Annotated in this window: 14 protein-coding genes and 1 riboswitch; of the genes, 13 read left to right on the top strand and 1 reads right to left on the bottom strand. The window is 36.7% G+C overall.

The features are described from left to right. Positions 1–157 precede the first annotated feature (157 nt). From ACFSCX_RS06325 to ACFSCX_RS06300, 6 genes are all read left to right on the top strand, one after another. Positions 158–406, top strand: coding sequence for a hypothetical protein (locus ACFSCX_RS06325; protein ID WP_377927325.1), 249 nt, complete (start codon positions 158–160; stop codon positions 404–406). A 110-nt stretch (positions 407–516) separates the two neighbouring features. Beyond that, positions 517–3,852 carry a helicase-related protein gene (locus tag ACFSCX_RS06320; protein ID WP_377927324.1) on the top strand — a complete coding sequence of 1,112 codons (3,336 nt, stop codon included), beginning with the start codon at positions 517–519 and terminating at the stop codon, positions 3,850–3,852. 56 nt (positions 3,853–3,908) lie between these two features. Continuing rightward, positions 3,909–4,679, top strand: coding sequence for a hypothetical protein (locus tag ACFSCX_RS06315; RefSeq protein WP_377927323.1), 771 nt, complete (start codon positions 3,909–3,911; stop codon positions 4,677–4,679). A gap of 86 nt (positions 4,680–4,765) precedes the next feature. After that, entirely contained in the window at positions 4,766–5,350 is a 585-nt protein-coding gene (locus ACFSCX_RS06310; RefSeq protein WP_377927322.1) for a hypothetical protein, read from the top strand. A 263-nt stretch (positions 5,351–5,613) separates the two neighbouring features. Continuing rightward, a riboswitch (cyclic di-GMP riboswitch) is annotated at positions 5,614–5,697 on the top strand. 142 nt (positions 5,698–5,839) lie between these two features. Further along, a complete protein-coding gene (locus ACFSCX_RS06305; protein WP_377927321.1) occupies positions 5,840–6,967 on the top strand; it encodes an AimR family lysis-lysogeny pheromone receptor in 1,128 nt (375 codons plus the stop codon). A gap of 79 nt (positions 6,968–7,046) precedes the next feature. Further along, positions 7,047–7,238: a hypothetical protein gene (locus ACFSCX_RS06300; RefSeq protein WP_377927320.1), complete on the top strand. Its 192-nt coding sequence runs from the start codon at positions 7,047–7,049 to the stop codon at positions 7,236–7,238. Positions 7,239–7,416: 178 nt separating this feature from the next. Here the strand turns inward: ACFSCX_RS06300 and ACFSCX_RS06295 are convergent, their stop codons facing one another. After that, the gene (locus ACFSCX_RS06295; RefSeq protein WP_377927319.1) at positions 7,417–7,605 is read right to left on the bottom strand and encodes a hypothetical protein; all 189 of its coding nucleotides are present in this window, start codon (positions 7,603–7,605) and stop codon (positions 7,417–7,419) included. 187 nt (positions 7,606–7,792) lie between these two features. Here ACFSCX_RS06295 and ACFSCX_RS06290 point away from each other — a divergent pair, with 187 nt between their 5' ends. The 7 genes from ACFSCX_RS06290 (at position 7,793) to ACFSCX_RS06260 (ending at position 12,532) form a co-directional block, all read left to right on the top strand. After that, positions 7,793–8,527, top strand: a complete 735-nt coding sequence (locus tag ACFSCX_RS06290; RefSeq protein ID WP_377927318.1) for a hypothetical protein — start codon at positions 7,793–7,795, stop codon at positions 8,525–8,527. Continuing rightward, on the top strand, positions 8,524–9,117 hold the full coding sequence (locus ACFSCX_RS06285) for a hypothetical protein (protein ID WP_377927317.1): 594 nt from the start codon (positions 8,524–8,526) through the stop codon (positions 9,115–9,117). The genes ACFSCX_RS06290 and ACFSCX_RS06285 overlap by 4 nt, the downstream gene beginning before the upstream one ends. A gap of 26 nt (positions 9,118–9,143) precedes the next feature. Continuing rightward, entirely contained in the window at positions 9,144–9,761 is a 618-nt protein-coding gene (locus ACFSCX_RS06280) for a hypothetical protein (protein ID WP_377927316.1), read from the top strand. 168 nt (positions 9,762–9,929) lie between these two features. Further along, positions 9,930–10,628, top strand: coding sequence for a response regulator transcription factor (locus ACFSCX_RS06275; protein ID WP_377927315.1), 699 nt, complete (start codon positions 9,930–9,932; stop codon positions 10,626–10,628). A gap of 102 nt (positions 10,629–10,730) precedes the next feature. Then, a complete protein-coding gene (locus ACFSCX_RS06270; RefSeq protein WP_377927314.1) occupies positions 10,731–11,045 on the top strand; it encodes a DUF2325 domain-containing protein in 315 nt (104 codons plus the stop codon). Positions 11,046–11,082: 37 nt separating this feature from the next. Further along, positions 11,083–12,060, top strand: a complete 978-nt coding sequence (locus ACFSCX_RS06265; protein WP_377927313.1) for a DNA adenine methylase — start codon at positions 11,083–11,085, stop codon at positions 12,058–12,060. A gap of 265 nt (positions 12,061–12,325) precedes the next feature. After that, positions 12,326–12,532 (top strand): hypothetical protein, encoded by a 207-nt coding sequence (locus ACFSCX_RS06260; RefSeq protein ID WP_377927312.1) that lies wholly within the window; start codon positions 12,326–12,328, stop codon positions 12,530–12,532.

Below are 12,532 nucleotides of genomic sequence, written 5' to 3'. Positions count from 1 at the left end.
GACGGATGTATCCTGTCTTTTCAATTAAACGTCATAGAGCTGCTTTTTTTGTGTTCGCAACTTTTTGATGGATGGGTAATAACGAGATTTTTTGTAGGAATGTTCCTTACAGAAAGTCTCGTTTTTATATAAATAAAACAGTAGAGAGGGTGTTGGTATGAAACAGAATGTGGTGAATGCTGTCTTTCCGATCTTGCATGAAGAACCTTTTAAAGGGGTTACTTTTTATGTTCAGAAAGCTGGCTATACTCCATATGGGGAGCAATTTCGTGTGTTTGTACAATCAGATTGTAGAAAAAGCGTTACATGCGGGTATGCAGATTCTGTGAAACAAGCTGTTGATGAATGTATTGCACATTTCAAGAGCTTGCCAGAAGAGGTATGGCTCAATAGCTTAAAGGCGTAGAGCTACTTGTAGCAAAATAACTAGCAGACAATAGGGAGGTGTACCCCTAGCCATTGAAAATGATGGGTAGGGGTTTTCCCCTACTTTTCATAGATGGTTAGGCAATATTTATGGGTAAGACAATTAATTGGGAAGAGCTAAAGAAAGTAGAGCATGAAGATAATCCGAAGATGTTGGAGCTGTATCATGAACAATCGTGGCAAAATGCATTTTGTTTTGCATTAGCCCTAGAAGAGTCAGAGAAGACCTATCAAAATCATAAGATTATGCTGACGATTATTGCGGGTAGTGACTCTACTATGCAATCGATTAAAGCAGCGATTGATTTAGGAATTCCTGTTTCATTTGGTCATGGGAAGAAAACCAATACACAGTATGAGTTTGTTAAGGAATATCCTCTTATCTCGGAACGAGGGAAGTATGAAAAATTCAGTATGACGATTAACCAAAACCGAAAAGCCTTAGCGATTGTTCACGAAGAACTCTTGGGAAACCATGATTATATTATGTGTTTCGATGGTGATCCGGCTGAAGCAGTTGCACGAACGCTTGGTAATGGTAAATATGGTCTTCACATTTTACCTGAATGGAGACAACCCCTTTATGACGTTCTTGTGGAGCGAAACTATCTTGAAGAAGTGAAGATGTACGTGGATACCAAGCTATTCCCTGACGGAATTCACTTATACCGTTTACGGTTAGAAGAACCCGAAGCGGATACTCTCATTAGTGAGTTGGTAAAAACGAAAAAACTTCTCTTTCCAAAGGAAGGTAGTGGTAGCAGCTTACAAGAGGTAGAGGATCTAACAAAGTATATGGTGGACTATTCGGATGATATGGTTGAAAAACTTAATGAAGAAGTACAACCAGGTCATAATCCAATGGTCGATTCCCACTTTGAATCGCTGGATACTTATCCTCGTCAATTGTTCCCTGTACAATCTCATTCGGTAACGGCAACTGTTAAACGATTAGACAAACAAAAGGCGGTTATCATAAACGGAGAAATGAGTACCGGTAAATCAACGATGATGACAGCAGTAGCAGATACTCACTTTAAGCTGAGAAACAAAAAAGGATATCATGTGGCAATGATGGTTCCACCTACCTTAACAGCGAAATGGCCCGAAGAAATTCGATATATTGTGCCGAATGCAAAGGTTATTGTCGTAAGGGATGCTAAGGATATCATTGACTATCACAATGAGTGGACAAGTAACGGTCGTCCAAAACCTAGTGTACCCACATTCTTTGTTATTTCTTTTACAACAATGAGAAATGATTGTGCTACTGTTCCTGCTGTGGAATTCCAGTACGAAAAAACAAAGTCCCAACGTGAAGAAAATAAACTACCTTATAGGTATGGCTTTTATTGTACAAGCTGCGGGAAGCCTCACCAAGTTATTGAGGATACCCGGGTGGTACTTAACGAAGAGGGGATCGAGGAAGAACAGCATTCAACTCACAGCATGAGTGATGATGAGTTCGGGAATAGTCGTCGTATTAAAAATGCATCTAAACCGCAGAATGCCTTTTGTTATCATTGCGGAGATTCGCTTTGGACGAAGAAAGTTCCAACTCGATATAGCTCTTTTAAAGATTGGAGCAAGCACGAGAAAGAACTCATTCATGCGGTGAAGGATGGGAATAAAAGATTAGTAGCTCAAGTTCAATCCTCTCAACCTGAGATTCCTAAAGTAGTAGGGAAGCCTCGAAAAGTTGCGGTGATTGAATATATTCGTAGAAGAATGAAAAATTTCTTTGACATGTCAATAATCGACGAGGTTCATGAACTAAAATCTTCCAATTCCGCTCAAGGTAATTCTCTTGGGGCGCTTGCTTCGGTTTCCAAGAAAGTAGTAGCTGGGACTGGAACACTTTTCGGAGGACGTGCAGACGATATATTCTATCTGTTATTTAGATTGTTTCCTAGTTTAATGGTGGAAGCAGGTTATGAATATTCGGGAGTACGAAAATTTATAGAGGAATATGGAAATATCGAGAAAACAACGTATCGTCGTGAAGATCCAAATGGAGAGATGTCTAACTCTCAATCTAGAGGAGGCAATAACTCTTCCAAAGAAAAAATTCTACCAGGTTATAGTCCATTTATCTTTAGTAGATTCATCATTCAGAATGTGATCATGGTGAAACTAAAAGACGTTTGGGTGGATGCAGTTCCATATACCGAAACGCCTACTATTTTAGTAGATATGGAGAGTGACCAACGCGAAGCATATCAGGATATGATTTCTACTTTCGAGAGGGAAATAGATGAAAGAGAAGACGGATTTAAGCTGTATCTTCCATTAACGATGAATGGGGTTGCTTACCCTGATAATCCTTTTACTTATCCTACGGTTGATTATCTAAACATGAGTGGGGAGCGCGAAGTTATCTGGGTGCCAAAGTATTTAGACGAAAATCGTTTATTGCCGAAGGAGAAAAAACTTCAAGAGCTCGTTGAAATGGAGATGGCTGAAGGTCGCCCTTGTATCGTATACATCCGTGATACAGGTACGTCTAACGAAGGAAGAGACGTTCAACCTCGATTGCAAAAAGTCCTCGAACAAATTGGTGCAAAGGTTGCAATTTTAAGAACCAACACAACGAAACCTTATAAACGCTCGGATTGGTTGAAGGACAAGGTAGAAAAAGAGGGAGTTAATGTTATTATCACCAACATGGAATTAGTAAAGGTTGGTTTGGACCTTCTATCAACTCCAACGTGTATCTATTACCAGTTCCCATGGTCACTCTATACTTTGAACCAGAGTATGAGAAGATCTTGGAGAATTGGCCAAACGGAAGAAGTCAGAATATTCTTTTTGGCATATAAGGATACCTTCCAAGAAAGCATGGCTGAGCTTATTGCACGTAAGAACAAAGCGGCTGCCGCTATTAGTGGGGAAATGTCCAGCGACGGACTTGCAGCGATGTTAGGAGACGAAGGGGATCTCCAATCTATGTTGATTGAGCAGATTAAGAAAGGTACGAAAGTACAGAGTAGCTTAGAGGATTGGGTTGCTTCAACTTCTGAACGAGCTAGAGAATTAATGGCGAATATCGGGAAGAAGAAACCAAAATCCTTATCAGACCAGTTTATGGCTTGGGTTCGAAGTAGTGTGGAGGAAGAATCTACTCGAAATGTGCTTCTTCGAAAAACAGCAACGTATTGTAAGTTTATCGAAAATGACCGAGTGCCAGGATTCTTATTCAAAGGTGGCGTGCTAGAAGTGGATCTTATTGAAGCCTTTGGTATTGATTTGAATCCTGAAGGTCATGTCATTTTGGATTACTTCGCACAATTAGAACGTCCAACTAAAGCTGTATATGGTGAAGAAATTTCTCTTATGGTATACACGCGAGAAGAGGAGCAAATGAAGAAAAGTAAAAAGAAAGCTGAACCGGCAGATGGTCAGTTAGTCTTTGAGTTGTTTGCATAAATGGAACATCCTTATGGATGTTCTCTTTAATTAAAAATGAGAGGAAGATATTAAATATGACAATTGCAGTAGTAGATGCATTATCTATCATTCAACTAGTAGTGATTCATGTATTGGAGCAATATTGTATGATCAAAGCAGACATTATCCGTGTTTCTCGAATGGTAACATATGATTTTGTAATGAGTTATCAAGAAGAAAAGCAAATGGAGATGGAGTTGGTCACTGAAACAGTCGTTGAATCTGCTCCAGTTGAAACTACGCAAGTACCAGAGGTTAAAAGAGCAGTATTAAATGATGATACCTTACAATTTCTTTCAATGATTGAACAAGAAGTGAATGGGCCTCAAGCGGAGCAATACGAAGAGCCTATGTCTCAGGATTCCTATATTGATTGTATGGAACCCGACAATTACGTAACGGTATCAATGGATGATGAGTTAAACCAGTTAGATATGATGATGGAACAACAACCAATTGAGGATTGTCTAACAATGGAAGACTTATCTGAAGATGATGAAAACATTGAACTGGATGGATCATATTCTGAACTGGCAACAGCTCGTATAAGAGACGGTTTAATGGGAGAGCAAAAATGGACTGTTCAAGTTGTCGGGATTGAGAATGAGTACGTTCATGTGTCCGATGGGAACCGTATTTGGTTAAACATGGGTGACGCAAGTTCGATGGTTGGTGTTGGAGAAATCTTATCCGTAGTTGTGAATCGTACGGAAAAGGATATCACTGTCCAACATATTGATGCCATTGAACGAACCATTTCTCAGGATTATCTCATACCGGATGAGTACATGGCAGCCGTTTGTTAATAAAAAAGTAAACAAAGAGAGGGAGTAAGTACAGATACCATGTGCTTGCTCCTTTTTTCATTTTAACGTTGAGAGGAGTATATATTATGGTCCGAACATATAGAATTTGGACAACCAAAGAAGAAGAATATCTCTATGAAATAGTAGGAAAATTCGATTTGGAGACAATTGCAACTACCTTAGATAGGGATATTGGTTCAGTGGAAGCTAAATTAAAACGAATGGGTCTTAGTACTAAAGATCATGAGGGTGAATTGACACTTAAGGAATTAGCTAGGCTATTAAAAACAACACCTTACCAATTAGGAAAACTGAAAAAAAATGAGGGACTTCCTGTAAAAGAGAAGGTTACTAGGAAGAAATGTACTTATCAAATGATTGCTCCGAAAGACTTCTGGAATTGGGCAAAGAAGAACCAAGACAAGATTGATTTCACGAAATATGAAAGGTATTCCATCTTACCTGAGCCAACTTGGGTAGAAGATGCTTGTAAACGTCAAACACAAGCTAAACGAGCTTACGAAAGATGGTCTGATGAGGAAGATCGAAAACTAATGAACTTGCTTCGACAAGGTTTAGTTTATGAAGAAGCAGGAGAGCTTCTCCGAAGGACTAAAGGAGCCATTCAAATGAGAGTAATAGAACTATCTAATATGAACCAAAACGCTTAGTAGCAAGATAAAAAGGATTAATGCTTTATTTTAGTCCTTTTTACTATTGTTATTAGGTAAGAAAGGAGAGTTGGTATATCTGGATAAGATTAACAAGTGGAAGTTGAGTAAGTTAAGAGAAGTTTCATACTATTGGAAATATAGAACAACTTTGCCAAATAGCATTGTCAAGAGGTAAATAAATAGATATACTACTTTTGTACTGATAAGCATTCTCGTTTCAATATAATATATTACAAAAGTACTAATTTATATCTATATACATCCGTTAAAGGCAAAACCATTGAAAAGTGGTGACGCAAAGCTTAAGGGGCTAAAGTGATAAACTATGCTAGCCAGCTATCGGGATAATCCATGAGGTATCCTATGTAGGATACTTTTTTATTATCTACGCCTAGAGGATAAATATACAGTATACAGCTTATACGACTCCAAATCTTCTAGACTATTCGTGCAAATAGATATTAAACTTGAAAGTGAAGTGATAATATGTATACTAAGTTTTTGTGCCGACTAGAGGCTGATTTAAAAAAGAAAAGAATTAAAAAGAAAGACATTTCTATTTTATTCGAATGTACACCAGCTAACGTTACTCTTATATTTAAAGGAAAAGCTGCATTTCATTTTTCAAATTTTTATAAATTGGCAGAATTATTATACGAAGGCGAGCCAGATATCTTTAATCGAGTAATGAGGGAATTTTGTATACTTTCCGATCGTCCAGATAATGAGCCAATGATATTAGAATATTTAATGAACAATGGATATTTCGAATTAGCCGAAGAATTGGCATACAAATTTGACAATCCAGAATTTTCTCCTCTATATCTATTGTTAATGCAAAGAAATCGTGGTGCTTTTGTTAATAAAAAACAGGAAATGTATAGGCGAACTGAGCAAATAAAATTAAATACGAACTTTACAAAAGAAACATCTAAGGTCATGATGGAGATCCTAACTTTATATAGCTTTTATGACCTTAATGCTTGGAACGTCATGTTAGATTTAGTAGATGATGTTACAGAGTTAGTATTGCAACTTGAAGATAGTTATTTCAAACATTCTATGCTGATTAGGGTATGGGAAATGAAATCAACTGTGTTCATGGCTCGAAATGAAAAGGAAAAGGCACGGGAAATGGCTTGGACTATCATTAATTCTGGAAACATTTATCATTTTCCTATAATTTCTGCCTATGCGTTACTCGCTCAGTTACATGCAGAACATGATTATGAACAGAGCATCCAATATATTAAAAAATCATTATCCTTATTAGAAGTAGTAAATAAGGATTTCACTATAAAAAGAGTACAATTAGAAGCTACGCATGATTTTATTCGTCTAATACACAATGATTTTAATGAACTCTTTTTATCAGATCGAGCAGAAGTCTGCCATTATCATGCTAGATTGGAAGGGAAAGAAAACCAAGATAAGTGCTTATCAATTTTGAATGAAATTGAAAGGAAAAGGGGCGAGTTAACTTCCTTCCAATTGTATTACAAAGGTATATGTCTTAGAAATCAAGCCCTTTTAAAGGTTGCTATTGAGGGATTCCAAACAGGTGGAAATCTATTCTATGCAAGCTTAATCAGAAGTTTAGCCAGTGATTTGTAAAAAAGTGTTGATTCTCCAAATATGGAAGATTATAATAAATTTAGGAATATGTCAGTTAAATGATATATGAGGTGACAATATGAATAAGTTTGTTAAGGTTTGTTTAGGAGCATCATTGACTTTAACTCTTGGACTAGGAGTATTCGCTAGTGATGAAGTTAATGCAAAGAAAGAAGAGAAGTTTAAGCTCTTCAAAGATGAAATAGTTTTTAATACAGACGACATAGTGATTAGCCAAAGTGTCCAAGATCCTGGAACGGGCGGACATTAAAAATTAGAGACAACATTCATTAAGTTTTTTACAACTTAATGGATGTTGTCTCTTGTAGTTTAAGGGCAAATTAAGTAATTGTCTAAAATGGTAAATTTACTTAATTTTTTTCTAAAGGGTACAAAAAAGCCAGTCAATTTTAAATTTTCAATGGTTTATTGACTGGCTACCAATCAGACTATTTATGTTCTTTTTTATTAAGGCCAGCAAAGTTATTGACTAAATATTTTACAGCAGCAGCTTTTGAAACATTTATTTGAAGTTCTTGTGTTAATGTTTCTGCTATCTTTTCGAGTTTTTCGAAGCTATTATAATCGATGCGTATGGTTTTATAGGAATTCTTCTTAGAAGTGTTCTGTTCAGACATACGTTTCATTCCCCCAATAGTAAACTTGTGTTTATTTTATCAAAGTATTGTAGCAAAGTGGTAGTTTATGTATAATATAAATTAATTTATTGTCACATAATGTGATAATATGTGACAATAAAAATAACTACCTACTTTGTTCCATCAAGAATATTCAATTAACAGTGGTATGGAGAGGTGTCGCAAAATGCAATTAAGTGAAACTAGATTTGACTCATTTATATCAGAATTAATCGAACATAAATGTTCATGTGATGTATTAGCTGTAAGATATTCTGCTGATCAAGATCAGGTTTTAATGGATGGAGATTTTACACCGGGGGTTAACTCCGAAAACGTTTATTTTCAAAATCTCCGTACTGATATCATCGATTCTTGGACAAAGTGGATGGTCCCATTTTTTACTTCCATTGCGAGTGAAAAGAGCATTCCTGATCGTAAGTGTAGGTTCGATATTAATTTACCCATTTCATCTACTGGCGTGATTAATGGTGAAAACATAGAGATTCGTATCAACATTCATACCCTTACTAAAATGAATGCTCTTGAAACACAGGTTATTTTGACAAAAAAGTTCAAAGCCTTAGTAAGATTGCATAAGTATGTAGTAGCAATGGAGTTCAAAGGGAAAGGAAATAATATTGAAAATGTCTTTGTAGACTTACGTGTAAATACAAATGAATTAGCGTCTCTACTACAAAATGTAGATACAGGTGTTAATATGCAAATTTTAGGAAACTGGGTATCTATGATGCATAAGTTCATGGAAGTAACAAGAGATAACGAGCAAGGTAAAATGTTTTATGAGAAACTTCCTGTCGTAAAAGGCATTATGCATTGGAATTTACGAAAGGTAAATATGCGCTTCTTTCAGGGAAGTGATAGACCTCAGCTTGCTAAGAGTGGAAGAGGAAGACGATGAAAAAAGTAGTAAGTTTTATGTTAGCAGTGTTTTTTCTTATGTCTGCAACTACAATACTAGCTTCGGCATCACCGTTTGACTCACAGAAGGATATAAATAGAATGCCTTTTGAACATAAAGAGGGTTCTGGAGATTTAACTACATTCTCTCTACTAGGGGAAAGAGCTAATGAATTGTTGCCCGTTGTATATTCGACAGGTATTAAGTTTATTACGGTTATTTTTTTAGCAGCTGTGGTAGTGATGGCTTTTAGTATGATGATGAAAATCGGACAATGGACTAAATGGAGCACTGGCGTTATGATTAGTTCGCTTCTTGTTCTCATCTTATTCCGAGGCGTGCCACTTATTATCTTAACGACAAATGCAATGGGAGTATCGGTATTAGCAGGTGATTTTTTGAAGGTGCTCACAAAGGTCGGAATCTATTCTTCCGTTGGAATGATCCTAGTGGGGTTAGCCTTACGGTACATTTATAAATTAATTACGCATCCAGATTATAATCGATGGTCTAAACGCTTATTCATAGGCTCAACTATCATTCTATTATTATCAACCATCATGCCTTTTATATTTCTCGGAGCAGCATAAATCATTAACGTTAGGAGGGTTTCCCTATGTCACTACAACTAATCATCGATAATACAAAAACTAAACAAACTAGGGACTCACGAAAGGAGAGGCCAACATGTAAAACCGGATGCTCGTTATTCGATCCTTTTACAAATAAGTGTGGCTATTATCCTTCAGCTGACATAGAAAGCCCTAATGTTTATGCAAGATGTCTTCGGAAGTGTCCAATTGAGGATGATGTTGAAATGGATATCTATTATGAAGATTCTATACAAGATGATGAAGAGACTTTTTATGAGTTTGCTGGTCACGCTTTTGATGAGGAGCAATCAACATACCCGTTCAAACCAGATATTGACTCTCCACGAGATGACGCGACCTGGTATATTGACCCTACAAAAACGTACGGTTGTTGGATTGTAAACCAAAGCGAAAGGAAACTTGTTGGTGTTACAAATAAAGGGGTAGAAGTTGGGTGGAGTAAACATGTTTACAAATCACCATATCCAGTGCATAATCATAAGTCAGCGCTATCTCTAGCTTCTAAAATGTGTTGGTATGTATCAAGTGATGGATTTGGACAATATGTATTGCTGAGCCAGAAAGGTGAAATTAAAATGATTTCTGCACCACGTCCGCAAAATTGGGTGAAAGGTCATTGATTCTCACTGGAAAGCATACTATAATAAATATAGATTTATTCTGCATTCAAATAACAAATTAAATTGAACGATATATTAAAAGGGAATTCCCCTCTAAACCATACTACTCCAGCGAACGAGTAGTTTTTAGAGAGGAGTTCCTTTTTTGTGTTTAAGGGAGCTGGTAGGTTGAACATTTTTATTTTGGACGAACAAAGAGAGTACAGGGAAGGAATGAAACGAATTCTTTCTCTTCATCTGACAGATTTAGATATTACTATTTGCGACGAATCATGGATAGAGGAACAACCATCAAAGTTTGATGAAAGTATCGTAATCATCGATGTCTTTTCCTATCCAGATAATAAAGGTTTGAAACTTCTAGAAAAGGTAATTTCTCTTGGTGCAAAAGTAATTGTCCTGTCTATGGTCAAAGACAACGAACAGACACTTGATATTCTTTCTAGGAAAGTGAAAGGGTTTGTCCTTAAGTCCAGTTCAGGTCAAATTTTGGTCAATGCAGTTTTAAATGTGATCGAGAATCGCATCTATTTGGACAACAAATTGTCCTGTACTGTGTTAGAAGGATACCAAAAGATGCTCCAAATGGTAAAAAGTTTAGTTTTTACATCTGAATTAGTAATACCTACTCGACCAAAAGGTCTTTTAACCAAAAGAGAGTGGGAGGTTCTTGAGCTTTCAGCAAGAGGTTTGTCTAATTCGGAAATCGCTCAAACCCTTTATATTACTGATGCGACGGCATCTACACATATAAAAAATGTCGTGAAAAAACTAGAGGTCAATACAACGATTGCAGCGGTATTATTAGCTCTAAAAAATAATTGGATTGTATTCGAAAAGACTGAAAAAGTGAGTCAAATTTCGTAAATTTTGGCTTTTTCCCCCTTTGGAATCAAAATCAATCCTGGAAATACGTGTTATATTTGTTACACAAATTAACCAAACAAATTCAAAGGGAGATGTATTGATATGAAAAAGCCAACGATTGCAGTATTTGGAGGTTCACAAGAAGCTACGTTAAAGAAATTAGCAGGAAAGTATAAGTGTAACGTATTATTCCATTGTGGTAAGAGCCGTAACGGAGGCAATAAAAACGAGTTTAAGACTCTTATTAAGAAGGCTGATTCCATTGTGGTGCAGTTAGGGGCTATCGGACATGTTTCTATGGACCTTATTAAAGAGGTTGCGAAAGAGCTAAATAAACCACTTTACTTTAATCAAGGTATGGGTGCTTCGGGTGCCATTAAATTAGGATTGGGTTTAAGTTCGGATGTTGCTGCGTAAGCCTGTACAGGAAATTTCTGACGAGGAGGTCACATCAATGTTAACTTGTCAATTTTGTAACTTGATGGGTACTGCCGAAGATGGGAGCTTTCAAGTTGATCAGTTCAATGCAGGATTCTGGTGTGAAGACTGTGATGGCTATACCTATCTAAATGACCAAACAACTCGCCATAAATTTACTTTGATCTTGGAGGATAAAGACATGAACGAACGGAGAACTGTTCCTCCCACGATTAAGCTGTCTAAACAATTATCACCTTACAGGTATCCAGGCGGGAAATCTAAGTTAATCGAATATCTATATTCTCACCTTCAGCAAGCCAAGAATAAGAAGCTTGTATCACCCTTCACAGGTGGAGGAAGTTTTGAACTTGCTATGTTAGATGCAGGTATTGTCGAGCACCTACATCTGAATGACCTTGATACAGGTGTCTACTCCTTATGGTGGCTGATCAAATATATGCCATTCGCTTTGATTGACCGCATACAGTCTAAAGAACCAACACATAAAGAGTTTTTTAGAGCTCAGTCAATCATCAAGCAAGATTATAAAGGCATTGACGTAGTAGATGCAGCGTGGGCATCTCTAATCGTAAATCGTTTAGCGTACAGTGGGATTTATAAAGCAAATCCATTGGGCGGTAAGAATGGGACAAACAAGAACTTGCTGTCGAGATGGAACCCCAAAACCTTAGTGAAAAGGATTGATCACCTTCATTCTCTTAGTGACCGGATGACTATTACCCAACTCAATGCATGTGAACTCATTGAGGAAGCATATTGGGACAGTGAATCTACTCTATTCATTGATCCGCCATATGTTAAAAAAGGGAAGGAACTATATCATTGTTATTATTCAGAGAAGGACCACAGAGAACTCTCACAACTTCTCAATTTGTTACATATGGGAATGCCTGGTGCAGATCTAATTGTTACGTATGACTATAACGAATGGATTAATCAACTCTATGACTATCCTGTTCGGGAAGTAATTGGAAGAACGTATAGTTGTTGACATTTTTATATAAGGAGACATGTTGTATGGAAAAGTTATTTAAATCTGAATGGACCTATTTCGTTATTTTAATGATAATTGTAGGAATTATTACCGTAAGCCAAGTGCCAGAAATAGAAATACCATTAAGTCCTTTACGATAATATTTTTTTTTGAATGAAGGGGTTCCTAAAAACAACGAACTACATGGAGTAACAATGTTAAATCACGTAACCAGCTTAGAGGATAAACCAAACTATACAAAAGAATGGAGAAAGTTATACAAATGAAAAGCCTTTCTGAGCAGTCACTAATTGTTGATATAAGACAGGAAGAATCACCTTGTCATAACATTATTTATACTTTAAAACTGGAAACAACAACATACGAGTATGAAGGGTATGACGTATTAAAGATATTAGAGGATGAAAAGGCCGAGTTACTTCGCAGTACGCTTGGGAACAGACTTATGATGCACATAACGAAAGGATGA

Origin of the sequence: Bacillus salitolerans, assembly GCF_042680805.1 — a bacterium.
GTDB classification, from domain to species: domain Bacteria; phylum Bacillota; class Bacilli; order Bacillales; family SA4; genus Bacillus_CJ; species Bacillus_CJ salitolerans.
This window is presented reverse-complemented; position numbering and strand designations above follow the sequence as displayed.

Excerpts from the sequence above, each read along its gene's own strand:
- ACFSCX_RS06260 (WP_377927312.1), top strand. The coding sequence starts at position 12,326 with ATGAAAAGCCTTTCTGAGCAGTCACTAATTGTTGATATAAGACAGGAA.
- ACFSCX_RS06295 (WP_377927319.1), bottom strand. The coding sequence starts at position 7,605 with ATGTCTGAACAGAACACTTCTAAGAAGAATTCCTATAAAACCATACGC.
- ACFSCX_RS06285 (WP_377927317.1), top strand. The coding sequence starts at position 8,524 with ATGAAAAAAGTAGTAAGTTTTATGTTAGCAGTGTTTTTTCTTATGTCT.
- ACFSCX_RS06280 (WP_377927316.1), top strand. The coding sequence starts at position 9,144 with ATGTCACTACAACTAATCATCGATAATACAAAAACTAAACAAACTAGG.
- ACFSCX_RS06290 (WP_377927318.1), top strand. The coding sequence starts at position 7,793 with ATGCAATTAAGTGAAACTAGATTTGACTCATTTATATCAGAATTAATC.
- ACFSCX_RS06270 (WP_377927314.1), top strand. The coding sequence starts at position 10,731 with ATGAAAAAGCCAACGATTGCAGTATTTGGAGGTTCACAAGAAGCTACG.
- ACFSCX_RS06320 (WP_377927324.1), top strand. The coding sequence starts at position 517 with ATGGGTAAGACAATTAATTGGGAAGAGCTAAAGAAAGTAGAGCATGAA.
- ACFSCX_RS06300 (WP_377927320.1), top strand. The coding sequence starts at position 7,047 with ATGAATAAGTTTGTTAAGGTTTGTTTAGGAGCATCATTGACTTTAACT.
- ACFSCX_RS06315 (WP_377927323.1), top strand. The coding sequence starts at position 3,909 with ATGACAATTGCAGTAGTAGATGCATTATCTATCATTCAACTAGTAGTG.
- ACFSCX_RS06305 (WP_377927321.1), top strand. The coding sequence starts at position 5,840 with ATGTATACTAAGTTTTTGTGCCGACTAGAGGCTGATTTAAAAAAGAAA.
- ACFSCX_RS06325 (WP_377927325.1), top strand. The coding sequence starts at position 158 with ATGAAACAGAATGTGGTGAATGCTGTCTTTCCGATCTTGCATGAAGAA.
- ACFSCX_RS06265 (WP_377927313.1), top strand. The coding sequence starts at position 11,083 with ATGTTAACTTGTCAATTTTGTAACTTGATGGGTACTGCCGAAGATGGG.
- ACFSCX_RS06310 (WP_377927322.1), top strand. The coding sequence starts at position 4,766 with ATGGTCCGAACATATAGAATTTGGACAACCAAAGAAGAAGAATATCTC.